The sequence below is a fragment of the Variovorax sp. Varisp36 genome, from assembly GCF_047304235.1.
GTDB lineage: Bacteria > Pseudomonadota > Gammaproteobacteria > Burkholderiales > Burkholderiaceae_C > Variovorax.
On the sequence record NZ_JBGLYU010000097.1, the window covers coordinates 1 to 1616 of the forward strand.

The 1616-nt window shown below is 68.4% G+C and carries 1 protein-coding gene; it reads left to right on the forward strand.

Features of this window, described 5'->3' with window-relative positions; translation table 11 throughout:
- Nucleotides 1-1616, forward strand: a 1616-nt coding sequence (locus tag ACCD11_RS28305) for an amino acid adenylation domain-containing protein (protein ID WP_413316451.1), incomplete at both ends; no start/stop codon positions are given.

The window sequence follows — 1616 nt, forward strand, 5'->3', positions numbered from 1 at the left end:
GCGCAGTTGTTCGACCGTGAGACGGTCGAGCGGATGGCTGGGCACTATGTGGCGGTGCTGCATGCGCTGGCCTGGCGGCGCGAACTGGCGGTGGGCGACGTGCCGCTGGTGGGTGCGGCGGAGCGCGCACAGCTGGCGGCGTGGAGCGGGAACAAGCACCGCCACGAAGGCGCACAGCCCGTGCATCGGCAGATCGAAGCGCATGCGAGGCTGAAGCCCTCGGCCCCCGCGCTGGTCTTCGGCGACGAGGCGCTGAGTTACTCGGAACTCAATGCGCGTGCGAACCGGCTGGCCCATCGCCTGATCGCCTCGGGTGTACGGCAGGACACGTTGGTGGGCCTGTGCGCGGAGCGCTCCACCGAGATGATGGTGGGCATCCTCGCGGTGCTGAAGGCGGGGGGTGCCTACGTTCCACTCGATCCTGAGTACCCCGCAGAGCGCCTGGCCTACATGGTCGGGGACAGCGGCCTCTCGCTGCTGCTCACCCAGCGCCACCTGCGCAGCCTCATCCCTGGCACCGAAGCCCTCCAGGTGCTCGAACTCGACACGCTCGATACCTCTTCGGAGTCCGACGCCGATCCGCAGATCGCCCTTCACGGCGAACACCTCGCCTACGTCATCTACACCTCCGGCTCCACCGGCCGCCCCAAGGGCGCCGCCATCCGCCACGCGGCGCTCTTCAGCTGCATGGCCTGGATGCAGGCGTTCTACACGCTCGAAGGTGCAGACACCGTGCTGCACAAGGCCCCGTTCGGCTTCGACGTGTCCGTCTGGGAGATGTTCTGGCCGCTGACCGCGGGCGCCCGGCTGGTCATCGCCAACCCCGGCGACCACCGCGACCCGGTGCGCCTGGTCGAACTGATCCGGAAGCACCAGATCACGACGCTGAACTTCGTGCCCTCGATGCTGCAGGCCTTCCTGGCCTACGAGGGCATCGAGGCGACGACCAAGTTGAAGCACATCATCTGCGGTGGCGAAGCGATGCCTGCGGCCACGCAGAAGGAAGCGCTGCAGCGCCTGGGCGGCGCCACGCTGCAGAACCTGTACGGCCCGACCGAGACCACCATCCACGTCACCCAGTGGACGTGCCGCGACGACGGCAGCACGCAGGTGCCGATCGGACGGCCAATCAGCGACACGCAGGCGCATGTGCTGGATGCGAGCCTGAACGAAGTCCCGGCCGGTGTGGCCGGCGAGCTGTACCTGGGCGGCATCCACCTTGCACGGGGTTACCTGAGGCGAGCCGGCCTGACGGCCGAGCGCTTCATTGCCACCGACAACGGCAGCCGGCTGTACCGCACCGGCGACCTGGTGCGCTGGAGCAACGAAGGGCAGCTGGAGTACCTGGGGCGCATCGACCACCAGGTGAAGGTGCGGGGCTTCCGCATCGAGCTGGGGGAGATCGAGGCGCAGCTGCAGGCGCAGCCCGAGGTGAGGGAGGCGGTGGTCGTCGCGAACGAAGGCCCCTCGGGTGCCAGGCTGGTCGCTTACGTATCGGGCCAAGGCATCGACACGGCGGCGCTGCGCGAGCGCCTGGGTGAAGCGTTGCCCGACTACATGGTGCCCAGCGTGCTGATGGTGCTCGATGCACTGCCGCTGAACGCCAACGGCAAGGT